This window comes from Lentzea sp. NPDC036955 (genome assembly GCF_055608005.1).
In genome coordinates, this window is sequence record NZ_JBVJRC010000001.1 from 578,153 (window position 1) to 602,491 (window position 24,339).

21 protein-coding genes are annotated in these 24,339 nt (G+C 72.4%); 13 read left to right on the forward strand and 8 right to left on the reverse strand.

The features are described 5' to 3' along the window. Positions 1-77: 77 nt before the first annotated feature. Positions 78-1,868 (reverse strand): S8 family serine peptidase, encoded by a 1,791-nt coding sequence (locus tag ACZ7CF_RS02805; protein WP_470368640.1) that lies wholly within the window; start codon positions 1,866-1,868, stop codon positions 78-80. Between the two features lie 183 nt (positions 1,869-2,051). Between ACZ7CF_RS02805 and ACZ7CF_RS02810 the strand changes: the two genes are divergently transcribed. Further along, a complete protein-coding gene (locus tag ACZ7CF_RS02810; protein ID WP_470368641.1) occupies positions 2,052-2,978 on the forward strand; it encodes a TrmB family transcriptional regulator in 927 nt (308 codons plus the stop codon). 81 nt (positions 2,979-3,059) lie between these two features. Here the strand turns inward: ACZ7CF_RS02810 and ACZ7CF_RS02815 are convergent, their stop codons facing one another. After that, the gene (locus ACZ7CF_RS02815) at positions 3,060-4,937 is read right to left on the reverse strand and encodes a S41 family peptidase (protein ID WP_470368642.1); all 1,878 of its coding nucleotides are present in this window, start codon (positions 4,935-4,937) and stop codon (positions 3,060-3,062) included. Positions 4,938-5,055: 118 nt separating this feature from the next. On the opposite strand from ACZ7CF_RS02815, the gene ACZ7CF_RS02820 reads away from it, so the two are divergent. After that, positions 5,056-7,596, forward strand: coding sequence for a hypothetical protein (locus tag ACZ7CF_RS02820; RefSeq protein ID WP_470368643.1), 2,541 nt, complete (start codon positions 5,056-5,058; stop codon positions 7,594-7,596). Positions 7,597-7,609: 13 nt separating this feature from the next. Next, complete coding sequence (locus tag ACZ7CF_RS02825; protein ID WP_470368644.1) at positions 7,610-8,221, forward strand: superoxide dismutase family protein; 612 nt, start codon at positions 7,610-7,612, stop codon at positions 8,219-8,221. 98 nt (positions 8,222-8,319) lie between these two features. On the opposite strand, the gene ACZ7CF_RS02830 is transcribed toward ACZ7CF_RS02825, so the two are convergent. After that, positions 8,320-9,375 carry a helix-turn-helix domain-containing protein gene (locus ACZ7CF_RS02830; protein WP_360386775.1) on the reverse strand — a complete coding sequence of 352 codons (1,056 nt, stop codon included), beginning with the start codon at positions 9,373-9,375 and terminating at the stop codon, positions 8,320-8,322. Between the two features lie 143 nt (positions 9,376-9,518). Here ACZ7CF_RS02830 and ACZ7CF_RS02835 point away from each other — a divergent pair, with 143 nt between their 5' ends. From ACZ7CF_RS02835 to ACZ7CF_RS02845, 3 genes are all read left to right on the forward strand, one after another. Continuing rightward, positions 9,519-12,182, forward strand: coding sequence for a type 2 lanthipeptide synthetase LanM family protein (locus ACZ7CF_RS02835; protein WP_360386772.1), 2,664 nt, complete (start codon positions 9,519-9,521; stop codon positions 12,180-12,182). Beyond that, on the forward strand, positions 12,179-12,367 hold the full coding sequence (locus tag ACZ7CF_RS02840) for a hypothetical protein (protein WP_360386770.1): 189 nt from the start codon (positions 12,179-12,181) through the stop codon (positions 12,365-12,367). Before ACZ7CF_RS02835 ends, ACZ7CF_RS02840 begins: the two co-directional genes overlap by 4 nt. 257 nt (positions 12,368-12,624) lie before the next feature. Further along, positions 12,625-15,504: a helix-turn-helix transcriptional regulator gene (locus tag ACZ7CF_RS02845; protein ID WP_470368645.1), complete on the forward strand. Its 2,880-nt coding sequence runs from the start codon at positions 12,625-12,627 to the stop codon at positions 15,502-15,504. Here ACZ7CF_RS02845 and ACZ7CF_RS02850 read toward each other — a convergent pair. Further along, a complete protein-coding gene (locus tag ACZ7CF_RS02850; RefSeq protein WP_360386765.1) occupies positions 15,453-15,851 on the reverse strand; it encodes a hypothetical protein in 399 nt (132 codons plus the stop codon). The two genes, ACZ7CF_RS02845 and ACZ7CF_RS02850, sit on opposite strands and share 52 nt — an antisense overlap. Before the next feature lie 88 nt (positions 15,852-15,939). Here ACZ7CF_RS02850 and ACZ7CF_RS02855 point away from each other — a divergent pair, with 88 nt between their 5' ends. From ACZ7CF_RS02855 to ACZ7CF_RS02865, 3 genes are read left to right on the forward strand one after another with little or no spacing between them, the layout of a single operon-like run. Continuing rightward, entirely contained in the window at positions 15,940-16,371 is a 432-nt protein-coding gene (locus tag ACZ7CF_RS02855; protein ID WP_360386763.1) for a DUF4383 domain-containing protein, read from the forward strand. Further along, complete coding sequence (locus ACZ7CF_RS02860; RefSeq protein ID WP_470368889.1) at positions 16,355-17,332, forward strand: carboxylate-amine ligase; 978 nt, start codon at positions 16,355-16,357, stop codon at positions 17,330-17,332. Before ACZ7CF_RS02855 ends, ACZ7CF_RS02860 begins: the two co-directional genes overlap by 17 nt. Then, complete coding sequence (locus ACZ7CF_RS02865) at positions 17,332-18,318, forward strand: iron-containing redox enzyme family protein (protein WP_470368646.1); 987 nt, start codon at positions 17,332-17,334, stop codon at positions 18,316-18,318. Before ACZ7CF_RS02860 ends, ACZ7CF_RS02865 begins: the two co-directional genes overlap by 1 nt. On the opposite strand, the gene ACZ7CF_RS02870 is transcribed toward ACZ7CF_RS02865, so the two are convergent. Beyond that, entirely contained in the window at positions 18,240-18,464 is a 225-nt protein-coding gene (locus ACZ7CF_RS02870) for a CDGSH iron-sulfur domain-containing protein (protein WP_458433403.1), read from the reverse strand. The two genes, ACZ7CF_RS02865 and ACZ7CF_RS02870, sit on opposite strands and share 79 nt — an antisense overlap. Further along, on the reverse strand, positions 18,406-19,101 hold the full coding sequence (locus tag ACZ7CF_RS02875) for a HemK2/MTQ2 family protein methyltransferase (protein ID WP_458433404.1): 696 nt from the start codon (positions 19,099-19,101) through the stop codon (positions 18,406-18,408). The genes ACZ7CF_RS02870 and ACZ7CF_RS02875 overlap by 59 nt, the downstream gene beginning before the upstream one ends. A gap of 72 nt (positions 19,102-19,173) precedes the next feature. Between ACZ7CF_RS02875 and ACZ7CF_RS02880 the strand changes: the two genes are divergently transcribed. Next, the gene (locus ACZ7CF_RS02880; protein WP_458433405.1) at positions 19,174-19,773 is read left to right on the forward strand and encodes a hypothetical protein; all 600 of its coding nucleotides are present in this window, start codon (positions 19,174-19,176) and stop codon (positions 19,771-19,773) included. On the opposite strand, the gene ACZ7CF_RS02885 is transcribed toward ACZ7CF_RS02880, so the two are convergent. Both ACZ7CF_RS02885 and ACZ7CF_RS02890 read right to left on the reverse strand, forming a co-directional pair. After that, positions 19,768-20,295 carry a DUF1360 domain-containing protein gene (locus ACZ7CF_RS02885; RefSeq protein WP_360386749.1) on the reverse strand — a complete coding sequence of 176 codons (528 nt, stop codon included), beginning with the start codon at positions 20,293-20,295 and terminating at the stop codon, positions 19,768-19,770. The two genes, ACZ7CF_RS02880 and ACZ7CF_RS02885, sit on opposite strands and share 6 nt — an antisense overlap. 16 nt (positions 20,296-20,311) lie before the next feature. Then, on the reverse strand, positions 20,312-21,106 hold the full coding sequence (locus tag ACZ7CF_RS02890) for an SDR family NAD(P)-dependent oxidoreductase (RefSeq protein ID WP_470368647.1): 795 nt from the start codon (positions 21,104-21,106) through the stop codon (positions 20,312-20,314). A gap of 162 nt (positions 21,107-21,268) precedes the next feature. Between ACZ7CF_RS02890 and ACZ7CF_RS02895 the strand changes: the two genes are divergently transcribed. Genes ACZ7CF_RS02895 through ACZ7CF_RS02905 form a run of 3 tightly spaced genes read left to right on the forward strand, consistent with a single transcriptional unit; the run spans position 21,269 to position 24,293 of the window. Beyond that, positions 21,269-22,261, forward strand: a complete 993-nt coding sequence (locus ACZ7CF_RS02895) for an efflux RND transporter periplasmic adaptor subunit (RefSeq protein ID WP_360386743.1) — start codon at positions 21,269-21,271, stop codon at positions 22,259-22,261. Beyond that, positions 22,261-22,971 (forward strand): ABC transporter ATP-binding protein, encoded by a 711-nt coding sequence (locus ACZ7CF_RS02900; RefSeq protein WP_360386741.1) that lies wholly within the window; start codon positions 22,261-22,263, stop codon positions 22,969-22,971. Before ACZ7CF_RS02895 ends, ACZ7CF_RS02900 begins: the two co-directional genes overlap by 1 nt. Then, on the forward strand, positions 22,971-24,293 hold the full coding sequence (locus tag ACZ7CF_RS02905) for an ABC transporter permease (protein WP_360386739.1): 1,323 nt from the start codon (positions 22,971-22,973) through the stop codon (positions 24,291-24,293). The genes ACZ7CF_RS02900 and ACZ7CF_RS02905 overlap by 1 nt, the downstream gene beginning before the upstream one ends. Positions 24,294-24,339 lie beyond the last annotated feature (46 nt).

Here is a 24,339-nt window from a genome sequence, read left to right on the forward strand (position 1 = left end):
GCGGTGCTCCCGGCACGTGAAAGGGCGGCGCCTCCCGGAATCCGGTGGGAGGCGCCGCCCTCGGCGAACACGTGGAGCTATCGCAGGGTCAGGTTCCAGGAGTTGATGTACCCGGTGTCACCGGAGTACACGTCCTGGACCCGCAGCTTCCACGTGCCCGCCGCGACCTCGGACGAGGCGTTGACCGTGTAGGTCGCCACCACGTTGTCGGCGCTGTCCGAAGTGGACGAGTTCTTGAGTCGGTAGGCGGTGCCGTCCGGGGCGACCAGGTCGACGACCAGGTCTCCGCGGTAGGTGTGGACGATGTCCACGCCGACCTTGGTGGTGGTGGAGGCGTTGCCCGTCAGCGAGGACGTGATCGAGGACGTGATGGCGGTGCCGCGGTCCGGGATGGCCACGTCGGTGGTGTTCTCCAGGCCGCCCGACGGGGGCTGAGTGGAGTCGATGGCATTGACCGTCTTGGTGGCGTCGGCGAGGCCGGCGCCGCAGCCGCCCGAGCAGGTGCCGGGCAACGGGCGGACGTTGGCCTTGATCAGGTCCTTGACCTGGGCCGGGGTCAGCGACGGCTTCTTCGCGACCAGCAGCGCGGCGAGGCCCGCGATGTGCGGGGCGGCCATCGAGGTGCCCTGGTACGGCTTGTAGTTCTCCGCGCCGGGAACGGTGGTGCCCGCGTTCAGGGTGGACCAGATGCCGTTCTCCGGCGTGGTGATGGTGCCGGGGGTGTCGGTGCCGCGGCGGGTCTCGCCGCCGGGGGCCGCCACGTCGATGCGGGTGCCGTAGTTCGAGTAGAACGCCTTGTTGCCCTCGCGCGAGGTGGCGGCGACGGTGATGACGCCGGTGCAGTTCGCGGGGGTGAAGTTCGCGACGTTCATGTTCGAGTTGCCGGCCGCGACGACGACGGTGGTGCCGCGGTTGATCGCGCCGTTGATGGCGTTCTGGTAGGTCGTCGAGCAGGACGACTGACCGCCCAGCGACATGTTGATGACCTTGGCGGGCGTCTGGTTCGCCGGGACGCCGGTCACGGTGCCGCCGGACGCCCAGGTGATGGCGTCGGCGATGTCGGAGGTGGCGCCACCGCACTTGGCGAGCACGCGCAACGGCTGGATCTTCGCGTCGTAGGCGATGCCCGCGACGCCCTTGCCGTTGTTGGTGGACGCGGCGATGGTGCCGGCGACGTGCGTGCCGTGCCAGGACGAACCTTGGTCCGCGGCGGGCACCGGGTTGCCGTTGGCGTCGGTGCCGCACTCGCCGCGGGCGACCCAGTCGCCCTCGTCGGCCGGGTTGGAGTCGCGGCCGTTGTTGTCACGGGCGCGCGCCGAGTCCGACACGAAGTCGTAGCCCGCGACGACCCGTGCCGACAGGTCGCTGTGCGCGACGTAGCCGGTGTCGATCACGGCGACGGTGACGCCCGCGCCGGTGCTGCTGGCCCACGCACCGGGCACGTTCATGCCCGCGGTGGCCTCGAAGAGGTCCCACTGCCGGGAGTACTCGGTGTCGTTCGGGTCGGCGAACGGCTGCATCAGCAGGTCCGGCTCGACGTACGCGACGTCGGGGTCGTTCCTGAACGCCTGGATGGTGTTCTCGGCGTTGGCGGTCTTCTCACCCAGGTTGACGACGACGGCACCGCTCGACATGCGGCGGTGCACGGACTTGCCCTTCTTCCGCACGTCGTCCGAGGCGGCGGTGTCGGACGTGGCCTCGGCGGTGCCCGGCTTGTAGCCGACGATCAGCCGCTCGAAGGGGCGGTTCACCCGGGTCGAGTCCGGCTGGGACTGGATGGGGGCAGCGGTCGCCGACGGGGCGACAACGCTGAGCACGGCGGCGGACACTGCCGCGGCGCACACGCTCGTGCGTCGCAATCCGTTCACGTGAGGTCCTTCCACGCAGGGCCTTCGCGTGCCGTTGAGGGCGTCAGGGTTCTGAACCGGCTGCGGAGGTGGGGAGGACCGTAAGTCGGGTCGCAGCGGGGAGAACAGGTCTGGCGGAGTCCGAATGACGACACTGGCGTGTTCACGACAGGGCCGCTACCCCGAATGGCGCACAATGTGGCCGTGTTCGGACACTTGGGCGTCGCACCGGAGCTCTCCGCGGTCTACGAGCTGCTGGTCACGGGTGGCAGCCGCACCACGGAGGAGACCGGCGCCTCCCCCGCCGCGCTGGAGCGGATGCGCGAGCTCGGCCTGGTCAGGCACCTGCCCGGCGACGTGTGGCAGGCCGTCGCGCCCGACCTCGCCGTCGAGGCGCTGATCGCCGCGCGCGAGGAGGCCAACCGCAGGGCGCGCGCCGACGTCGGCCCGTTGATGGAGCTGTACCTGCGCAACCGCGACGAGGAGCAGGCCGACAGCGCGTTCGTCGAGGTGGTGTCCGGGGTGGACGCCGTCCGCGAGCTGTGGCACGCCCTGCTGCGCGGCGCCCGCGAGGAGGTGTGCGTGCTCGACCAGCCGCCGTACGTGACGCCGCTGGGCCAGCACGTGGCGCTGGAGGACGAGACCCGCGAACGCGACGTGCAGTGGCGCGTCGTCTACGACCGCTCCGCCGTCGACATCCCCGGCCGCGTCGTGGAGATCATCGACCTGGTCGCGGCCGGCGAACGCGCCCGCGTCACCCCGACGCTGCCGTTCAAGCTCGCGGTGATCGACACGCACGCGGCGGTGCTGCCCGTCGTGAACGGCGACGTGGTCGACGAGGTGCTGCTGATCCGGCCGTCGGCGTTGCTGGACGTGCTGCGCTCGACGTTCGAGCTCTACTGGGACAAGGGCATCCCGTTCAGCCCCGGCGGGATCTACGCCGCGGCGGCCGACGTGGACCCGAACCTGCTGGGCCTGCTGGCCGCCGGGCTCACCGACTCCTCGATCGCGCGGCAGCTAGGGCTGGCGCCGCGGACCGTGCAGCGGCGGGTGCGGCAGCTGATGGACCGGTGCGGGGCGCAGACGCGGTTCCAGGCGGGGGTGCAGGCGATGCGGCGCGGCTGGTTGTGACGACAGCACGGCCCCGGTGCGGTGACCGCGCGGCCGAAACGGGCGCTTCCGGTCATGGCGTCACCGGAAGCGCCCGTTCGATCAGCTGGCGACCTTGCGCGCGGCCACCAGCCGTCCATCCGCGAACCCCTCGACGCGCACCTCGCTGCCGGACGTGGTGAGCGGCACGGTGTGCGCGCCGTCGGTCACGTCGATCGAGGTGGCGGGGCGGCCGTCGACGTAGACGTCCACCCGGTCGAGGTTCGCGGTGTCCAGTGAGGCGGTCGTGCCCGCGACCGCCACCCCGAGCCGGCGCACGGGCTGCTCGGCCAGCAGCTCGGCCGCGCGGTTCAGCAGGTCCACGTTGCCCTGCAACAGGTCCGCGCGCGTGAGCTGGTGCCGGTGCGTCGGGCGCACGCCCAGGTCCTCCACCGGGGTGCCGGCGAGCTTGCCGACGCGCAGGGTGCGGCGGATGGAGACGCGCATGTTCGCCTTGCCGGGCAACGGCTTGTACGGCGTGTCCGGGTCTCCGGGCGCCGGGATGCTCAGCAGGGTGGACAGCAGGCCGTGCGTCCACACGTTCGCGCCGCCCGCGCCGGTGTTGTCGTCGACGCCGAGGATCGGGCCCAGCGCGTGGTCGGCCCAGCCCGCGGCGAAGATGTCGGTCGCGGAGTAGCAGCGGGCGTCGGTGACCAGCACGACCGGGCCGTGGTAGGTCTGGCCCACGGAGTTCGCGCCGTCGACCGGTGTGATCGTGTGGGCGCAGGAGAACGCCTGACCGGTCTCGGTCGAGGAGTCGAGCGAGGGGAACCACGGGCCGAGGTTGATCTGCCCGGTCGGGTCTTCCGCGTGGCGGCGGCAGATGCGCAGGTTCAGCGGCGTGCTGAGGAACTGCACGGGTTCGGGCTCGACGCGGCGCGGGGTCATCGTCTGCAGCAGGAACTCCGCGGCGAAGATGTGGCCGCCGCCGTTGTCGCGCACGTCGACGATCAGGCCGTTCTGCGGCAGCAGGGCCGCGAGCCGCACGAACTCCCGCAGGAACGCCTCCGGGTCGTCCACGCTGAACGTGAAGATCCGCAGGTGCCCGAACGTACCGGACGGCGTGGTGACCGGGCGGGCGCGGAACACGCCGGGCAGGGTCGTCGGCACGTCCTGCTCGCTCATCGCGACGGCACCGCCCGCGGCCTCGGCGGCCACGACCTTGGGCGCGTGCAACAACTTCTTGGCGCGCGCCTTCTCGTCGGAGTCGAGGTCGACGCCCTGCGCGGCGGCGGCCGGCGAGAGCGCGTCGACGTCGGTCATCGGCGGCAGGTTGTCGGTCACCTGCCAGTCCACCCGGACGTCCTCGCTCGTGCCGCCGGCGGTGCGGTGGGTCACGACGACCCAGTCCTCGTCCGGCGGGAGCTGGATCACCAGGGGGCGCAGCGTGAGCGACTCCAGGCCGCGGGCGAGGTTCGCGGCGGTGTTGCTGCCCGCGAAGATCGCGCCGTTCACCGCGACGGCGCGCGCGATCGCGGTGCCGTTCCAGTGCGTCACCTCGTCGCCGACGGCCAGGCCGGTGAACCCGGCGACCGTGCGGGCCACGAGGTACCGCTCGGTGCCGTCCGGGTCGAAGCAGCGCTCCAGCTGGAACGGCAAGAACGCGATCTTGCCGGCGAACGGGGCCGGCAGCAGGTAGTTGGTGTGCAGGTCGCGCACCGAGTGGAAGGTGCTCGACAGCTCGCGGTGGAACTGCCACTCGGGCTCGGCCGTGGCGTCGGTCTGCCGTTCGAGTCTGGCTCTGAGCACCCTGAGCCGTTGCACCGGGTTCACCGCGTGCATGGCGACCTTCAACGGCAGGTGCGCGTAGTTCTGCTCCAGCAGGATCAGCGCCTGGTCCACGACGAGCTTGCGCTGGGCGAGCGTGAGGGTGCCCGCGGTGGCGAGGAACTCGGCCAGGCCGATCGAGTTTGCGACGTTCGGGTGAGCGGTTGCGGTCATGGTGGGGCCTCCTTGCCAAGTAGAGGCTTCCCGAGGTGCCGGGATACACCTTTTTCACCCGGATGGCCGCTAATCGGAGCAGCTTCAGGGACGACAACTGGAGTAGAGGGAGGCTGCCATGCGTCCACGTGCCTTGGAACTGCGCATCCACGGGGTCAACAACACGCCCCCGGCCGCCGTGCTGGCGCTGCCCGAGCACGCCGTCGAGCAGTTCCGCGGCGACCGCTTCGGCAGCTTCTGGCGCCCGGTCCCCGCGAAGCTCGCCGACCTGCCGGCGAACGACCCCGGACGGCCCCGCGCCGACGTCGAGCGCGAGGCCTACTCGTGGGGCGGCATGGCGCGCAGCACACCGGGTGCGCCGGGCAGCGGGGTGGCGTCGGTGGTGGCGAACGTGGCCGGGCGCGTCGGGTGGGCGTTGCTGCTGCCGTTCGGGCTCGCGAACGTCGCGTACTGGAGCCGGGAGATCCCCAGGACGTGGACGGAGGACGACGAGCTGACGGACGTCGAGAAGGCAGCCGGGGGCACCGCGGCGGAAGCCGCGAAGGGCACGTGGTGGAACGCCGGCCGCGGCGCCGCCAGCACCCGGCTGTTCGGGCTCGGCCTGACGGTGCTGCTGGTGCTGTCGGTGGGCGTGGCGGTCGTCGACCTGTACGCGGTCCAGTGCTCGTTCGCCGACACGACCTGCCGCCGGCTGCCGGAGTGGCTCGACCTGCTCGGCGACCCCGCGCAGCACGTCCGGGTGCTCGCCGCCTCCGCGGTGCCGGTGGCGCTGCTGTTCGGGTTGCTGCTGCTGACCTCGTTGTCCCGCAGCAGGTACGAGTCGACGGCCACCGGTGACCGGCAGCCGTTCCGCGCCGGCGTGCTGCTCAGCAGGAGGTCGATGTGGCGGGGCAGCCCGCGGCTGCGCAGGCTGACCCGGCTGCACCTGGCCGCCGGGTTCTGCGTGGTGGTGTTGCTGACCGGCGCGGAACTCTGGCCCCAGGCCGCGGTTTTCCTGGTCACGACGGTGCTCGCCGGGGTGTTGCTGGCGCTCGTCGCGTACCGGGTCGTGCACACGGCGGCGGACTGCCCGGACGCGCCCAGGACCGAGAAGGGCGGCCTGTGGTCGTGGGCCCTCCTGGTGGCCACCGGGGTGGTGCTGGCGGTGCACGGGTTCGCGATCCTCTACGCCGAACCCGCTTTCAGCCGGTCGCTGTGGCTGGCGCGGTGGGGGCCACCCGCGGTGACGGCCTGCCTGCTGGGCATCGCGCTGTCGGGGTGGTCGTGGCGCAAGCGGGAGAAGCGCGTGCCGTGGCTGGCGGGCCTGGCGTTCGCCGCGGGACTCGTCCTCACCGCGGTGTGGCAGCCGCTCGGACTCGTCGCCGTCGTGGCCGGTGCGCTGCTGGTCGGGTACGCGGTGCGGGACAACCGGGAGTGGGAGGCGTGGGGCGGCACCGGACCCGGTGTGCTGCTGGGGTTGTCGCTCACCACGTCGCTGCTGCTCGCGACGGTGCTGGTGCTGACGGTGCGCGGCTGGCTGGCCGGTTCGGAGCCGCTGCGGAAGGTGCCGCAGGCGCCCTGGTTCTCCTGGTGGGCGAGCGGTGCGTTCACGGCGGCGCTCGCGGTGGTGGCGGGCCTGGTCGTGGTGCTGGTGGTGCTGCTCGGGCTGCGGGTGCGCGGGCCCGCCGACTTCGAGCGGGACACCAGCCCGGCGATCCCGGCCGGGCAGGAGGAGCTCGTCATGCGGTGGCGGCACGTGATCGCGAACGCGCACCGGGCCGAGGTCGTGGTGGGCGTGCTGTCCGCGGTGAGCACCGCGGCGGTCGTGCTGGCGGTGCACGTGGCGTTCGCGCGACCGTCCTGGGTGGACTGGGAGGTGCCGGCGTGGGTGTTCGAGCAGGGCGTCACGTACACCGGGCTCGCCGGGGTGGCGCTGGTCGGGTCGTTCGTCGGCGCCGGGGTGCTCGCCAACCGCAGACCGCTGGGGCTGCTGTGGGACCTGATGTGCTTCCTGCCGCGCACCGCCCACCCGTTCGCCCCGCCCTGCTACGCCGAGCGGGCCGTGCCGGAGATCGCCGAACGCGTGCGCGACTGGCTGGACCGGCACCCCGACGAGGACCTGCCGCCGCAGGAGCGCTCGGTCGCCGTGCTCTCCGCGCACAGCCTCGGCGCGGTGCTCGCCGTCGCCGCCGTCTACCAGCTTCCGGAGAAGCACCTCGCCCGCGTCAAGCTGCTCACGTACGGCGTGCAGCTGCGGCCGTACTTCGGGCGGATCTTCCCGGAACTGCTGGGCCCCGGTGTGCTCGGCACCGCGCGCAGCCGCAGGGGCGCGCTGTGGGCGCTGAACCCGTGGCACCGGCAGGACGACGACGAGCCGCGGGCGGAACCCGTGGTCGACGAGGCCGACACGCTGCGGGTGCTGCTGGCGGACCGGTGGGTGAACCTGTGGCGGCGCACCGACCACCTCGGGTTTCCCGTCATCGGGTACGGGCGGCCGGACGGCACGTCGGTCGACCAGTGGGCGGACGAGACCGGCGGCGGTCCCGGCGAGGTGGAAACCCACTCCGGCTACCACCGTTGTGCCGCCTACGCGTCGGCGTTCGAGCGGCTCGTCCCGGCCGACGTGCGCCGGTCACCCGATCGTGGTCAGGTAGGAGGTGGGAACCTGGACCGCAGCTGATCTGAGGAGAAACATGCGCACGACTGTGGCGGCCCTCGTGGGTGCCGCTCTGCTCACCGGCGGACTCGCGGCCTGCTCGGGCGGCACCGACACCGGCTCGACCAGCTCGACAGGGGCTTCCGGCACCACGTCCCCCGCACCGACGCCCGTCGCCGAGGCCGTTCTCGCCGCGCCGGCGGAGTCCGGCGACCAGCCGAAGGGCGTCACCTACACCGTCGCACGGGTGCCGCTGGGCGCGAAGCTCTCCACCTCGTCGTCCGTCGCGAATGGACGGACGACCGTGGAGCTGAAGGTGTCCGGGCTGCTGCCGGACACCCAGTACGGCTCGCACGTGCACACCAAGCCGTGCGGCGCCAAGCCGGCCGACTCCGGGCCGCACTACCAGAACGAGAAGGACCCGGTCACGCCGAGCGTGGACCCGAAGTACGCCAACGCGCAGAACGAGATCTGGCTCGACTTCACGACCGACGCGCAGGGTGCCGCCACGGCCAGCTCGGCGGTGGACTGGGAGTTCCGCAAGGGCGAGGCGAACGCCATCGTCATCCACGCCGCGCACACCAGCACCGAGCACGGCAAGGCGGGCACCGCCGGCGACCGCCTCGCGTGCCTGACCGCGGCGTTCTGACCCCGGCGCCCTGACCCCAGGCGCCCTGACCGCAGCGTCCTGATCCGGCGTCTGCAAGTACTGCCAACTCGCAGTTGGCAGTACTTGCAGACGCGTGCTCAGCAGGGCCAGGTCAGGGTTACGCCGCCGGTCAGCTGAGGTCCTGACACCGGTTCCAGCACCGCCGCGCGGACGAGGTTGAGCACCTCGTACCGGGGCCCGGTGCGGCGGACCAGCCCGCGGACGCTCAGCGCGTGCACGGCGTCCTCGTCCTCCCAGCCGATCCGGTCGACCATCCGCACCAGCACCTCGCGCTCACCGGCGTCCAAAGTGGACAAGGAGCGGCGCAGCGAGTCGCGCAGGTGCGCCGAGGTGGGGTCGAGCGGGTTGGTGCGCAGCCGCTCCAGCAGGTGCTGCGGCGAGTACACCATGAACCACCCGGCGGCGAACTCCAGCGCCGACGGCAGGCCGTCCAGCTCGTGCACCAGCCCCATCAGCGCGGCGTGGTTCGCGGGCTCCGGCCGGAACCCGGGCCGCACCCGGCGCACGTGCGTCACGAGCAGCTGCACCGCGGCGTCGTCGGCCAGCGGTGCCAGCGGGAACACGTGCTCGCCCGGCAGCCCGGTGGGCGCGAGCGCGGTGACGACGATCCGCAGCCGCGGGTGCAGCTCCAGCAGCCGCGGGTCGGGCACGTGGTCGGTGACGAGCAGGGTGTCCGTGCCCGCGTCGATCGCCGGCATGCGCGCGGCCGGCAGCCACAGCACCGACCAGCCGAGCCGGAAGTGCAGCTCGCCCGCGACCTCCAGGGCGAGCCGGGTCTTGCCCACCCCGCTGACACCGGTGACGGTGACCAGCCGGGTGCCCCCGACGAGCAGGTCCGCCAGCGCGCCCGCCTCCGCCTCACGGCCGACGATCGCCGACGACGGCGCGGGTGGCGCCACCGACACCTTGCGGGCCGGCCGTCCGCCCGCCTGCTGGAGATCTGCCCGGCTGGTGTCGTCCAGCCGCAGGCCGTCCGCGAGCAGGCGCACCGTCTCGGCGCGCGGCGACCGGGTGCGGCCGCATTCCAGATCCCGGATGGCCCGCACGCTGAGCATCGCGAAGTCAGCCAGCTGCTGCTGGGTGAGGCCGGCGTGGATGCGGTGCGTGCGCAGTAGTTCCCCGAACTCCTTCATGGTCCGTTCCTCCCTCTCCCGAGTGAGTTTCAGACCTCGCGCGCCTCGGAACATGGGTGCCGGTCCCCCATTTTCCCGTCGCGGGCGAATCTGGGTACTCGGCCCCCATGTGTTCTCCACCCGCACGTGCGAGGTTCGGCCTCGTGACCCCTGCAGCGGCGGAGTTCCTGGAACGCGCCACGGCCGCGTCCCGCCCCGGCGCCCCCTCCGACGACAGCTGGACCGCCGCGTTCGCGCACGCGCTGCGGCCCCTGGTCGACGCCGCGCGCACCGAGGTGGCGCCGCCGTTCGACGCCGCTTTCGCGCAGCAGCTCGGCCAGCGGCTGGTCCGGATCGCGGCCCGCACGCTCGTGCTGGAGCTGAACCAGGCCCGCGGCACGCTGGCAGGTCAGACACCGCAGGAGCGGTTCCTGTCCTTCACCCGCACGCTGGACCTCACGGCGTTGTTCGGCCGCTACCCGGTGCTGGCGCGGATGCTCGCGCAGGCGTGCGAGCAGGCGGTCGCGGCACACCACGAGCTGTCTTCGCGGTTCACCCGCGACCGCGCGGACGTGGTGCGGACGGTGTTCGGCGGGATCGACCCCGGTGCGCTGACGACGATCGAGACCGGGCAGGGCGACCCGCACCAGCAGGGCAGGACGGTGGCGGTGCTGACGTTCGCCTCGGGCGCGCGGCTGGTGTACCGCCCGCGCCCGGTCGAGCTGCACGCGCACTTCACCGCGCAGGTGGCGTGGTTCGCGCGGCGCACCGGCATCCTGTTCCGCTCGCCGCGGCTGCTGGTGCGCGACGGGTACGGGTGGCTGGAGCACGTCGAGCACCAGCCGTGCGCGGACGTCGCCGGGGTGGCGGAGTTCTACCGGCGGCTCGGGGCGCTGCTGGCGCTGCTCTACGCCGTCGACGGCACGGACATGCACTACGAGAACCTGATCGCGTGCGGCGACCAGCCGGTGCTGGTGGACGTGGAGACGCTGTTCCACCCGACGCTCACCATCGCGAGTGACCCGGCCGCGCTCGCGATGGCGCGCTCGGTGCACCGCACCGCGCTGCTGCCGCACATGCTGCTGGGCGACAACGGCATCGTCGACGTCTCCGGCGTGGGCGGCGACCGGGGCGTGCCCTCACCGCTGGACGTCGTGGACTGGGCCGACGCCGGAACGGACCGGATGCGCCTCGTGCGGCGCCCCAGCACGTCCACGGGGGCGTTGAACCGGCCGGTGCTGGGTGATGTGCCCGCCGAGCCCGCCGACTACCAGGACTCGCTGCTGGCGGGCTTCCGCGCGGGCTACGACGCGATTGCCGCCCATCGCGACGAGCTGCTGCGGCTGGTGCGGGAGTGCGCCGAGGACGAGGTGCGGTTCGTGGCCCGCCCGACGCGTCTGTACGGGACGCTGCTGGACGAGTCCACGCACCCGGCGGTGCTGCGCGACGCGCTGGACCGGGACATGGCGTTCGGCGTGCTGGTGGTCGACGACCCGCTGCTGGACGCGCTGGTGCCGCACGAGGTCGTGGAACTCTGGCGCGGCGACGTGCCGTTGTTCGTCTGCAGGCCGGGTTCGCGGGACCTGTGGACCGGGTCCGGGCTCCGGCTGCCGGGGATGCTGCCGGAGCCCGGACTGCACGCCGTGGAACGCAAGATCGCCGGGCTCAGCGAGGTCGACCGGCACGACCAGCAGTGGGTCATCTCCGCCTCGCTGGCCTCACGCCCGCGCCCGGTGTCGCACCGCAGCGGCGCCACCGTCTCCGGCCACGTCGCACCGGTCGACCCGGACCCGGCGCGGCTGCTGGTGGCGGCGTGCGGCATCGCCGACCAGATCCTGGCGCAGGCGGCGACCGGGCCGGACCGGGTGAACTGGCTGGGCCTGGAGCTGGTTGACGACCGGCACTGGACCGTGCTGCCGATGGGAGCGGGCCTGACCAACGGCTACACGGGGGTGGCGCTGTTCCTGGCGGAGCTGGGCGCGCTGACCGGTGCCGCGCGGTACGTCGACTTCGCCTCGGCCGCGCTGCGCCCGTTGCCGGCGCTGCTGGAGTCGTTCGCCGCGTCCCCGGAGCTGGTGCTGGCGGCGGGCGGCGGGCTGCACGGCCTGGGCGGTGTCTGCTACGGCCTGTCCCGGCTGGTGCCGCTGCTCGGGCTCGACCCGGCGCTGCTCTCCCTGGCCGTGTCGCTGATGCCGCTGACCGACACGTCGTTCACGGTCGCCGACGGCGTTGCCGGCTCCCTCGCGGCGATGCTCGCGGTCGGCACGCCTGACTCCCTCGTGCTCGCCGATCACTACGCGACCGTCCTACGTGCCGCGATTTGCCCCGCCAATGGGTTCGCCCGCGGCCATGCGGGAATCGGATGGGCTCTGCGGCGTTACGCGGCAGCGGTGGGCGACGAGTTATCTGATGTGGCAGGACGGACCTTCCTGGAGAGCGACACGACCGACCCGGCCGACACCGGCTGGTGCTCGGGCGTGGCCGGCGTGGCGCTGGCACGGCACGACGAACGCGTGGCCGGTGCGCTGGCCACGCGGGAACCGTTGCGGGACATGAGCCTGTGCCACGGCGAGCTGGGCGTGGTCGAGGCGCTGACGCCCCACCACCCGAACCTCGCGACCCGGCGCACCGCGCTGCTGCTCGGCAGGCTCGACGAACACGGCCCGCAGTGCGCCACCCCCGGTGGCGTCCCGTCGCCGGGGCTGCTGACCGGTCTCGCCGGCATCGGCCACGGTCTGCTGCGGCAGGGTTTCCCGGTGCCCTCCGTCCTGCTGCTCGAACCGCATCACCACACCGGATCGACCGACAACGAGGAGTCCACCAGATGAACGAGTCCCTGCACCGCCCGGCCGACCAGCCCGTGCCGGTCGAGCACGTGATCGGGGAGATGGAGCTCTCGCCGCGGTCGCGGGCGGGTGCGCGAGCGCGTGCGCTGGCCGGCGTGACGCTGGCGGTGGGCGCGTTCGCCGCGATCACGCCGGCGCTGTCGGACACGACGGTGAGCGTGGTCTGAGCCGGGGGTCGCGGGGGCCGGGCCCTGTCCGGGGTCCGGCCCCCGCGCCGTTCCCGGGGCCGGGCACGGCCGGTTCCGGCCGAACTTCCGAGGGCCGCACCCCCTCGCCCACCCGCTCACGCGACGCCTGCCGCGCCTGGCCGCGAGTGATCGCGGAAAGGTCCTTTCCTGATCACCGGGAATTGCTCCACTCCCCCAGGCCGAATACGCCTGAGCAGCCGTTACGGACCACACCACGCGGACGTTAGGGTCCAGCCATGCAGACCCGAGCGCCCCAGGTGGTCGGCCGCGACCGGGAGGTCGAGGCCGTCTCCACGGCACTCGAACGCACCCGCCGCGGGCAGGGTGGCGCTGTGTTCCTCACCGGAGAGGCGGGGATCGGCAAGTCGCGGCTCGCCCGGCTGGCCGCGGGGCAGGCGTTCGACGAGAGCATGCGGGTGCTCAAGGGGCGGGGGACGACGATCGGGCCGATGGTGCCGTTCCGGCCCATCGCGGAGGCGTTGCTGGGGTTGTTCCGGCACGAGCCGCCCGACGACAGCGCGCTGGGCCCCTACAAGCCGGTGCTGGGGACGCTGATCCCCGAGTGGCACGACCGGCAGTCGACCACGGAGTCCGTCGTCGTGCTGGCGGAGGCGGTGCTGCGGCTGCTGACGTCGGTGGCGCGCAAGACGCCCTGCCTGCTGGTGCTGGAGGACCTGCACGACGCGGACGCGGAGACGCTGGCGGTCGTCGAGTACCTGGCGGACAACCTGGAGGAGCAGCCGGTGCTGCTGCTCGCCACCATCCGCAACGACCCCGGCAACGCGCTGGAGCTCGTGCACCAGATCGTGCAGCGCGGGGCCGGGTCGCAGCTGGAGCTCAAGCGGCTCGACCGGCGGCAGGTGCGGGCGATGACGGCGGCGTGCCTGGAGAGCGAGCAGGTACCGGACGAGCTCTGCGATCGTCTGTGGACGGACAGCGCCGGGAACCCGTTCGTGGTCGAGGAGCTGTTGCACGGCATGGTGAGCGGCGGGTTGCTCGTGGCCGGCGCGCGCGGGTGGCAGGTGCTCGGGGAGCTGAAGCTGCCGGTGCCGGCGGCGTTCGTGCGCAGCGTCGCGCACCGCACGGACCGGCTGGGGCCGCAGGGGCGCGAGGTGCTGTCGGTGGCGGCGGTGCTGGGGCACCGGTTCCCGCTGTCAGTGGTGCAGAAGGTGACCGGGCACGACGACCGGGCGCTGCTGAGCCACCTGCACGCGGGGGTCGCGGCGCAGCTGGTCACGCCGGACGAGCCGGCACCGGACTGGTACGCGTTCCGGCACCCGCTGACGGCGGACGCGTTGCTGGCGCAGCTGACGCCGGCGGAGCGCGGGACGTTGTCGGAGCGGACCGCGGACGCGGTCGAGGAGCTGCACCCCGGGCTGCCCGGCGACTGGTGCCCGCTGGTGGCCAAGCTGCGGTTCGACGCGGGTGAACCGGCGGACGCGGGGCTGCTGTTCGCCGAGGCCGGCCGGCGCGCGCTGGGCAACGGCGCCACGAGCTCCGCGGTCAAGCTGCTCGACCGGGCGCACCGGCTGCTCACCGAGTCGGCCGCGCGGGCCGACGTGCTGGACGTGCTGCTGCCCGCGCTGGCCGAGGCCGGGGAGTTCGAGAGGGCGTTCCAGCTCGGCGGTGCGCTCAGCGAGCTGCGCGGGCTGGACGGGCCGCGGCGGGCCAAGCTGCACACCCGCCTCGCGCGCGTCGCCTACCTCGCGGGGCGCTTCACCGACGGCGCGGAGCAGGTGCGGGCCGCGCGCACGCTGCTGGGGCCGGGCGCACCGGACGAGCTGACGGCGCCGCTGGACGTGAACTCCGCCTTCCTCACGCTGAACATCCCGAGCCCCGACCGGATCTCCTCCGCGGCCCGGCTCGCGCACCGGGCGGCGGACGCGGCGGCACGGGCGCGGCTGCCGATGGTCGGGTGCGAGGCGTGGCAGCTGCTCGGGATCATCGCGCGCGAGCAGGACCTCGACGAGGCCAACGCGTGCTTCGACAAGGCGCGAGCGCTTGCGGACGCCCACCGGCTGCCGATCCAGCACATCTACGCGCTCGTGCGCATGGCGGGCAACGACTGGCTCGCCACCGGCAGCACCGCCTCCCTCGACAGCGCGCACGACGAGGCGTGCCGGGCCGGTGCGATCACGGTGGCCTACAACGTCGACGCCATCGTGGCGCTGCAGTCGGTGCTGACCGGCCGGTACACCGAGGCGAGCGAGCAGGTCGACCGCTGCCTGCTGGCCACGGCCCGGTTGCAGCTCAGCGCCCTCACCCGCTACCTGCTCATGGTGCGGGCGACGCTGCACGCGCACCAGGGCAACCGGCCGGCGACCGACCTCGCGGTGCAGGCGTTCGAGCAGAGCGCCAAGGGCGGTGCCCAGGAGGTGCCGCTGTGCTCGGGGCTCGCCAAGGCGTTCTGCGCGCTGCTGGAGGAGGACCGCGCGCTGGCGGTGCGGGAGCTCGACCGGGCGGCCGCGCAGGAGTCGCAGAACCCCACCACGTTCCACCTCTCCGGCACGCACGGCATGCGCGTGCTGCTGGGCGTGCTCGACGGCCGGTTCGGCTGGCCGGAGTACCACGCGCTGGCCGGCGCCTCCCCCGCGCGCATGCGGTGGAACAAGCAGTTCGCCGACCTCGCTCACGCCGTCCTGCTCGGCCGCGACGGCAGGTGCGCCGACGCGGCCGTGGCGTTCGACGAGGCCCAGGACGCCGCCGCGCCGTACCCGATGGCGCGGCACCTGGGGTTGCGGCTGGTCGCGGCCGAGGCGCGGCGGTGGGGCGACCCGGTGACGTGGCTGCGCTCCGCGGAGGAGCACTTCCACCAGGCGGGCAACACCGCCGTCGCCTCGGCGTGCCGCGGGCTGCTGCGCCAGGCCGGTGCGCCCGTGCAGCAACGCCGCAACGGCACCGACCAGGTGCCCAAACAGCTGCGCGGGTACGGGGTGACGGTGCGCGAGTTCGAGGTGTTCGTGCTGCTGGCCGACCGGATGGGCAACAAGGCCATCGCGACGCGCCTGCACATCTCACCGCGCACCGTGGAGAAGCACGTGGCGTCGCTGATCGCGAAGACCGGTCAGCCCGACCGGGAGTCCTTGTCGGCGTACGCGGCGGCGCTGAACCGCTGACGGTCGCGCTTGAGCCGGGCCTCCAGCTCGTGCCGCTTGCCGCCGGCCAGGTCGGTGCGGGCGGCGCGTTCGACGTCGCGGAACACGTCGTAGTACATGTCGTCGTACTCCTCGACGACCTGGAACGTCCACCGTCCCGGCAGGACGTTGCGCCCGACGAGCTCGCGCTGCACCCGGTCGGCGTGCTCGTGGTGGCCCGCCTTGCGCAGCAGCTCGATCGCCTCGTCGAGCATGAAGTCGGCGGTGCCGGTGAGCTGGTGGAAGGAGTAGAGGTGGCCGCGGGCGCGTTCGGTGGTCTCCAACGCGGCGCTGAGCTTGCCGAGCGCCTCAACCGTCTGGTCGTCCATGCCGCACCGGATACCCCGCACGCGTTTGCCTCTACCTTCGCCGGGTAGTCGCTCACTGACCGTGTCCACACAGAGCGAGGTGACCCCGATGGTCGACGTAAGGACACGAACGACCGTGCAGCAGGCCGCATTAGCGGTCGCAGCGGTGTTCGCGCTGGTCGGTGTGCTGGGCTTCATCCCCGGCATCACCACGAACTACGACACGATGACGTTCGCCGGGCACCACTCGGAGGCGATGCTGCTCGGCGTCTTCGCCGTCTCGGTGCTGCACAACATCGTCCACCTGCTGTTCGGCGTGGCGGGCTTCCTGGCCGCGCGCACGGCGAGTGGCGCGAAGGCGTACCTCATCGGCGGCGGTGCCGTGTACCTGGTGCTGTGGCTGTACGGGCTCGTCATCGACAAGACGAGCCAGGCGAACTTCGTCCCGCTGAACACCGCGGACGACTGGCTGCACTTCGTCCTCGGCGTTGGCATGATCGGACTGGGAGTGGCGCTTGGCCGGCGTGCCGCAGTGCGCTGACACAGTTGGCGTAGAAGAAGAGTTCCTGCTCGTCGACGCGGCGTCCGGACGCACCTCGGTGCGTGCCGACGCCGTGTTGGCGCGCCTGCGGGACACGGAGCTGACGAAGTTCCACGCCGAGCTCGCCGGCACGCAGGTGGAGGCGGCGACCGGGCCGTGCACGGACATGACCGCGCTCGGTGCGGCGCTTCAGCAGGCCCGTGACGCCGTCACCGCCGCGGCGCGCGAGGTGGGCGTGGACGTGGTGTCGCGCGGCACCCCGGTCAAGGCGTCGATTCACCCGGTCGTGGCCGACGGGCCGCGGTTCCGGCAGGTGCTCGACCTGTACGCGGGGGTCGTGGACACGTACGAGGCCTCCGGCTGCCACGTGCACGTGGGCGTGCCGGACCGGGAGACCGCGGTCGTGGTCCTCAACCGGGTGCGGCCCTGGCTGCCGACGCTGCTCGCGCTGGCGGCGAACTCGGCGGACCACGGCTACGCGAGCTGGCGGATGGTGCTCCAGTCGCGGTTCCCCGGCTCCGGCGTGCCGCCGGTGTTCACCGGTACGGCCGACTACGACGCGCAGGTGGCCCGGCTGGTCGCCTGCGGGACGCTCGTCGACGCGGCCCAGACGTTCTGGCTGGCCCGGCTGTCGCCGAAGCTGCCGACCATCGAGTTCCGCGCGGCCGACGCGGCGGCGACCGTGCCCGACGCGGTGCTGCAGGCCGCGCTCTGCCGCGCGCTCGTGCAGACGGCCGCGGTGGTGGAGACACCGCCGGTGCGCGACGACGTCTGCGCCGCGGCGGTGTGGACGGCCTCCCGGTACGGGCTGGACGGTCCCGCGGTGGACCCGTGGCGGGCCTGCCGGGTGCCCGCGACGGCGGTGCTGGACGACCTCGTGAAGCACGTGGCGCCGGCGTTGGAGGAGCGCGGTGAGTTCGCGCTCGTGCAAGACCTGATCGCTCGACGGAATGAGACGTGATGCTGCTCCCCTCTGCCCGCGGACCGCTGTCCGAGACCGTCGTCGCCGCGCTGCGCGGTGCTCCGGGCGGCGGCCCGATCCCGTTCACCGACGCCGACCCGTACGGCGAGGACCTCACGATCGCGCTGTACACGTTGTACGAGCTGCACTACTGCGGTTTCGACGGCGTGGACCCCGCCTGGGAGTGGGACCCGGAGCTGCTGAGGCTGCGGGCGCAGGTCGAACGGGTGTTCCTGGACGCGTTGCGGTCCGATGTGGACATGACCGACCTCGACACGGCGCTCGGCGCGTTGCTGGTCGAGCAGGTCCCCGGCAGCGGTGTGTCGCACTTCCTGCGCGACGACGGGACCTGGGAGCAGATGTGCGAGTACTTCGCGCACCGCTCGGTGTACCACCACAAGGAGGCCGACCCGCACGCGTGGGTGATCCCGCGGCTGCGCGGGCGGGCGAAGGCGGCGCTGGTGGCCGTGGAGTTCGACGAGTTCGGCGGCGGGCGGGCCGACCGGATGCACTCGCAGCTGTACGCGGACCTGCTCGAAGGCGCCGGGATGTCCGCGGAGTACCTGCACTACCTCGACGACGTGCCCGCGCCGGCGATCGCGATCGTCAACATGATGTCGCTGTTCGGGCTGCACCGGTCGCTGCGCGGCGCGCTGGTCGGCCACTTCGCCGCCGCGGAGATCACCACGGCCCCGAGCGCCCAGCGCATGGCGCAGGCGTTGCAGCGGCTCGGCGCCGACCCGAGGTGCGTGGAGTTCTTCACCGAGCACATCGAGGCCGACGCCGTGCACGAGCAGATCATGCGCCGCGACGTCATCGGGTCATTGCTGGAGCAGGACCCCGGCCTGACCGATGACGTCGCGTTCGGCATCCAGGCCACGGAGCTCCTGGAGGGCCGGCTGGCCGATCACCTGCTGTCGGCCTGGGGCGCGGGCGAGTCGTCGCTGCGCACGCGCTTGCGGTGGCTGGTGTCGCAGAACGGGTAGCGCTTGCTGCGCCGGCAGGCGCACACCGCGACCACGAACCGGTCGCTGGTGTGCGTCTGCCCGTCCACCTCCAGGCTCACCGGCCCCTCAACGAGCACCGGGCCGTTCGGCACCACCGTCACCCTGCGCACGTTCGGGTCGGTCACCTCGGATCACCACCAGTTCCTCGTCCTGCTGACCGGGTTCGATCAGGCCGTGCTCTTCCAGGAAGCCGACGCGCCCGCGCATCACCGGTCCGAACGGCACCCAGCGGCGCTGCACGACCGACGCCTTCAACCCGTTGTCGCGCAACTGCTGCAACGTGGTCTCCACGCCGCACAGCGCGGAGTGGACCATCAGCGTCATGCCGCCGGGCACGAGCAGGTCGAACATGCGCGCGCACAACGGGTCCAGCAGCTGCCGCCCGTCGAGGCCCGCGTCCCACGCCCGTGCGGGGCCCCTGGCCGCGCCGTCCCGCTCGGCCGGCACGTACGGCGGGTTGGCGAGCACCAGGTCGAACCGCTCACCGGCGACGACCTCCAGCGCGTTGCCCAGCCGCACCCGCAGCGGAAGCCGTTGCAGGGCAGCGTTCATCCGTGCCGTCCACACCGCACGGCGGGAAACGTCCACACCGGTCACCTCGGCGGCACCGGCGCGCAGAGCGGCCAGTGCCAGCGCTCCCGTGCCGGTACCGATGTCCAGGACGCGCGCGCCCGTGGGTATCGCCGCCGCGTTCATCGCGTCGACCAACAGCTCGGTGTCGTCCTGCGGCGCGTACACGCCCGGTGCTCTGAGCAGCCTCACGCGGGTGGAGTTGCCATGAGGAATAGCTTGAAACACCGTGTTTTCCCGCGGTTTTCGCGGGTAGACCAGGGTGTGCTGACGACTGCATTCCGCCTGCTCGCCCGTGCGCGGCGCGCTCGTGCGGTCCACCCGCGCGGCGTGCTGATGACCGGTGAGCTCACCGGTTCCGCGCCGTTCCCGGCCTCCGCCACCGTGATCGCCCGGCTGTCCAAGGGGGCCGGAACCGGGCGCGGCCTGCCGGACGTGCTCGGCCTCGCGCTGCGGATTCCCACCGGATCGGGTGACTGGGACCTGCTGCTGTCCACCACGGGCACCGGCCGGTTCTCCCGGTTGCTGCCGACGCCGGCGACCGGCTGGCAGCGCGCCCGGCTCGGTACGATCCTGCCGTACCGCCACCGGGGCGCGCTGCTGTGGCTCATGGCCGTTCCCCTCGACCCCACCGCGAGCGCACCGGGACGGCCGCCGACGCGGTTCAGCCTGCACGCGAGCGGAACGACCGCGGACTGGCGGCGGGTGGGCGAGGTGCGGTTGCGCGACCTGCGCCACGACGAGCCGGTGCCGTTCGACCCGGTGCTCAACCGGCCGCGGGAGCTGGAGCTGGCGCCGCGCTGGCTCGCCGCGCTGCGCGAACAGGCGTACGCGGGGAGCCGGCGCGGCCGCCGGGTGTCATGACTTGAGCTTGTCGTAGAGCACGTTCAGCACGTCCGACGCCGCCACGGCGGTGAGCGCGGTCGACACCAGCCGGGTGAGCCGCGGTGCGAAGACCAGGCCCGCGGTCAGCCCGCTGGCCGCCCAGACGCCGATGCAGAACGGGCACGTGAGCAGCTCGCCGATCGCGTGCTGCGCGGCGTTGTGCGCCCGCACGGACTCCTTGAGCTCCGCGTGCCCAGCAGGTTCCTCGTAGCGCGTGAAAGGCGCCCGCAGCGGGCTCGTCACGGCCTCCTTGGTCAGCAGCCTGCTCAGCTTGTGCGTCGCGATGGACACCAGCGCCGTGTCCGCGAGGGAGAACCGCTCCGGCAGGCGGACCCCGGCGCGGTGTCCCGCGGCGGAGACGGCACCGACGACGGCGGCATAGGTGCCCATGGCGAGGAGGTAGCCGGGCAGTGGCCGGCTCGCCCCGTACTGCTGCCTGATCCCACCCACGTCCTCGGAGCTCCCGCTGCGGCGGTGTTCGGACAGATCCGGTCGACTCATGAGGCGCGTGTACCCCTCAGGAGTCCGCTGAACCGGGTTCGGTCATCGACCGCATCACCTTGGCCTTGACCGGGTCCGGCGCGACGCGTCCGGCGACCGCCTGCACCTTGTTCCTCACCGACCCGGCCACGACGTGGTCGTCGCCCTTCATGAGCGCGTCGAAGCCCTGCTGGGCGACCTCGGCCGGGTCGTCCTTGTCCCCCGTCGCGACCTTCGTGTCCTGCATCCCGGCGCGGTCGAAGAACTCGGTGTCGGTCGGTCCCGGCATCAGCGTCGTGACGGTCACGCCGGTGTCGCGCAGCTCCTCGCGCAGCCCCTGGGCGAACGAGGCCAGGAAGGCCTTCGACGCCGCGTAGACCGAGTGGAACGGGCCGGGGGCGGTCGCCGCGATCGAGGACGTGTACAGGACCTTGCCCTGCCCGCGTGCGGCCATGTCGCCGACCAGCCGGTGCGAGAGGTGCACGGCCGAGCGGACGTTGAGGTCCACGACCTCCAGGTTGTCGTCCAGGGAGGTGTCGCGCACGAAGTCGCCGCCGACGCCCACACCGGCGTTCACGGCGAGCACCTCGACCGGCCGGCCCAGTGCGCGCACGCGCGACACGAGCGACTCCACGCCCTCGAAAGTCGCGAGGTCGGCCCGCACCGGTTCGACGTGCACACCGCCACTGCGCAGGGCGAGCTGTGCGGCCGTGTCGGTGATCCGCTCGTCCTCGGCGGCGACCACGACGTCGAAGCCGTTGTCCGCGAGCACCTTCGCGAGCTCGTAGCCTATTCCACTCGACGCACCGGTCACCACGGCAAGCGCATTCACAGTTTCCTCCAGGTCGTCGAAACGCGTTGAAATGCGTCGTCAACACCCCGTGTACCCGTGACCGCGCGGTCGATGCGGCATCGGCCGAAAGTCCGATGCAACCTCGGGCGGGGATGCGGTGTCCTTATCGGTAGGTTGGTCGAAACGACATGGGGGACATTCGTGCGCAACATTCTTCTCGCGCCGCTGTGCGCGCTGGTCACGGTTGCCGTGGCGGCGTGCAGTCCGTCAGGTTCGGAACAGGCCAATCCGGAGCTGGCGCCGCGCGGCACGACGATGACCAAGGTCAAGCCGGGCAAGCAGGACCTGACCACCACGATCAGCATCACCGGCAAGGTCGAGATGAACCCGACGTTCGGGCTGGTCGCGCCGGTCGCGGGCCAGGTGCGGTTCTTCGACCTGCAGCCGTCGGGCGCCACGCCGACGAAGGCCACGCGGGTCGCGACGGTGTGGAAGGACGGCGCGCCCAACTACGTCGAGATCCCGGCGGGAGCGGTGTTCGCCGGCCGCCTGGTGGACGACAAGTCGACCGTCACCGCCGGCATGCCGCTCGCCTCGGCCAAGCACGTGGGGTACGCGCTGGTCGGTGACATCGACGGGCAGCAGGCGTACAAGGTCAGCGGCGCGCTCGGCGAGGTCAAGGCGCAGATCAAGAACGGGCCGGGCCCGTTCCCGTGCGCGGTGCTCGGCACGATCGCCGCACTGCCGCAGGGCACCATCCCGGAGAAGCCGGTGCAGACGCCGGACCCGAAGTCGACGCCCGACGCGAACGCCCCCAAGAACCCCGACCAGCAGCAACAACCACAGCAGCAGCCGAGCGCGTCCACCGGCCTGCGGATCGTCTGCACCGCGCCCGCAGACACCAAGATGATCAACGGCGCGGCCGCGTCGATCGAGGTCATCACCGGCAAGTCGGCGCAGGCACTGGTCGTGCCGGTCGAGGCAGTCGCGGGCCAGCAGGGCAAGGGCAGGGTCGACGTGCTCCAGCCGGACGGCTCGCGCAAGACCGTCGAGGTGGAGCTCGGTCTCACCGACGGCAAGGTGATCGAGGTCAAGTCCGGTCTCACCGGCGAGGAGGAGCTCGCGGTGCCGGGCCCGAACCTGCCGGAACCGCAGCAGGGCGGCGGCGACCAGAGCAAGCCGACGGGTCCGTGATGACCGAGTCCGAGACGACCACGACGATGGCGGCCGTACCGCCGCTGCTCCAGCTGAACGGCATCACGAAAGTCCTGAAGGGCCAGGAGGAACCGCGGACGATCCTGTCCGGTGTGGACCTCACCGTCCACCCGGGGCAGAGCGTGGCGATCCTGGGCCGGTCCGGTTCCGGCAAGTCGACGCTGCTGAGCCTGATCGGGCTCTTCGACCGCGCCGACGAGGGGCAGTACCTGCTGCACGGCAACGACATCACGAAGCTCCCCGAACGCAGGGCGGCCGCGTTGCGCAGCGCCGAGTTCGGGTTCGTGTTCCAGCGCTTCTTCCTGCTCAAGCACCTCACCGCGGCGCAGAACGTGGCCATGGCGCTGGTGAACGGCCAGGGCTGGGCCGCGCGCCGCAAGCGCAGGCAGCAGGTGATGGAGGCGCTGGAGCAGGTCGGCATCGCCCACCTGGCCAAGAGCAAGCCCTCCCGGCTCTCCGGCGGTGAGCAGCAGCGCGTGGCGATCGCGCGGGCCCTGGTCCGCAAGCCGCGGGTGATCCTCGCCGACGAGCCGACCGGCGCGCTCGACACCGAGACCGGCAACCTGGTGGTCGAGGTGTTGCTCAACACGACCAGGCAGGGCTGCGGCCTCGTGCTGGTCACGCACGACCACGACCACGCGCGCAAGATGGGCCGCGTGCTGGAGCTGCGCGACGGGCGGTTCAACTGATGTTCTCCGGCAAGCTGCGGTCCGCCCTGATCATCGGCGGACAGGGCATCCGCGCCCGCAAACTGCGCACGTTCCTCTCGATGGTGTCGCTGTTCCTCGGCGTCCTCGCGGTCGTGGCCGTGCAGGCCGGCGCCGCGCTCGCCGAACGCGCCATGCTCACCGACGTGGAGCTGCAGCAGGGCAGGGACGGCACGTTCCAGCTCTACGTCTCCGGCGAGGGCAAGTCCACCTCGGTCGTCGAGACCACGCTGAAGGGCAACTCCCAGGCCGTCGGCATCGTCGGCATGAACGCGGTGATCGGCGAGCCTGGCGTGCGCCCGATCAACGAGGGCGCGACACCGTTCGAGCACGTCGGCCGCGGCGACTTCTACGGCGGCCCGTCGGTGTACTGCGACCAGAACGGCATCTGCACCGAGCAGAAGAAGCAGGAGAAGAAGCCCGACGGCCAGGCCATCGAGGTCCAGGTGAGCGCGCTGACCGGTGACCTCCGCCAGTTCCGGCCGTTCCGCCCGGTCTCCGGCTCCTGGCTGGACTTCGGCACCGCCCCGTCGCTGGCACCGAAGATCGTGCTGAACGAGGAGGCCGCCAAGGGCTTCGACCGCTACAAGGTCCCCGGCGAGATGATGCTGACCGGCGCGACGCACCACGTCTCGCCGCAGATCATCGGCGTGGTGTCCGACGGCATGTACCAGCCCACCGTCTACATGCGACTCGACGAGGTGCGCAACTGGCTGCCCTCGTCGGACAACGTCCAGGTCGACCGCTTCCGCGGCGGCCCCGGCCTGCAGGTCATGCTCGCACCGGGCACCCAGGACCTCCAGCAGCTGCTGACCGCACGCCTGGTCGGCGCGGGCATGCGCTCCGACGACGTCCGCTTCAACGAGATCCAGTCGAAGAAGCGCATGGAGAAGGAGCTGCTGATCATGCGCCTGATCTTCCTGGGCATGGCGGGCCTCGTGCTGCTGATCGGCGTCGCCGGCATCCTCAACGTCGGCCTTGCGACCGTCGGTGAACGCGTCGAGGAGTTCGCGCTGCGCCGCGCGGTCGGCATGTCCCGCATGCTGCTGGCCGGGATCGTGCTCGCCGAGACCCTCTTGACCGGCCTGCTGACCGCCGCACTGGCCATCGGCACCGGCGCGGCGGGCCTCCAGGTGGGCCTGATGCTGTTCGGTTCGAGGTTCCCGTCGCTGGCGGACGTCGCGTTCCCGTGGGAGGCGGGCGTCGCGGGCGTGGTCGCCGGGCTGGTGGCGGGTGTGCTCGGCGGGCTGATCCCCGCGATCCGGGCGGCGCGGATTCCGATCGCCACGGTGATGCGGGCGTGAGCCCGTGGTGGTGACAGACGTGCGGGCCCGATAGAGGCAGGTCCGT